The organism is Pedobacter gandavensis (assembly GCF_032677645.1).
GTDB lineage: Bacteria > Bacteroidota > Bacteroidia > Sphingobacteriales > Sphingobacteriaceae > Pedobacter > Pedobacter gandavensis_A.
Genome location: NZ_JAVTSB010000028.1, coordinates 1 through 738 on the forward strand (window position 1 = coordinate 1; position 738 = coordinate 738).

Annotated in this window: 1 protein-coding gene; it reads left to right on the plus strand. The window is 49.1% G+C overall.

What is annotated here, in order from left to right; all coding sequences use genetic code 11:
* Positions 1-738: calcium-binding protein (locus tag R2Q66_RS23865; protein ID WP_410479450.1), on the plus strand; the 738-nt coding region annotated here is incomplete at both ends.

The following is a 738-nucleotide window of genomic DNA, read 5'->3' on the forward strand; positions in this document are numbered from 1 at the left end:
TTAAAAGGGGATAAAGGTGACAAAGGAGATATCGGTGCAACCGGTACTGCCGGACTTGCTGGTGCTGATGGAATCCAGGGATTAAAAGGTGACAAAGGAGATACTGGTGCAACCGGTACTACCGGACTTGCTGGTGCTGATGGAATTCAGGGTTTAAAAGGTGACAAAGGAGATATCGGTGCAACCGGTACTACCGGACTTGCTGGTGCTGATGGAATTCAGGGATTAAAAGGTGACAAAGGAGATATCGGTGTAACCGGTACTACCGGACTTGCTGGTGCTGATGGAATCCAGGGTTTAAAAGGGGATAAAGGTGACAAAGGAGATATCGGTGCAACTGGTACTACCGGACTTGCCGGTACTGATGGCATCCAGGGTTTAAAAGGTGACAAAGGTGACAAAGGAGATATCGGTACTACCGGACTTGCTGGTGCTGATGGAATCCAGGGATTAAAAGGTGACAAAGGGGATACTGGTGCAACTGGTACTACCGGACTTGCTGGTGTTGACGGAATCCAGGGATTAAAAGGTGACAAAGGAGATATCGGTGCAACTGGTACTACCGGACTTGCTGGTGCTGATGGAATTCAAGGTTTAAAAGGTGACAAAGGGGATACGGGTGCAACTGGTACTACCGGACTTGCTGGTGCTGATGGAATCCAGGGATTAAAAGGTGACAAAGGAGATATCGGTGTAACCGGTACTACCGGACTTGCCGGTGCTGATGGAATCCAGGGA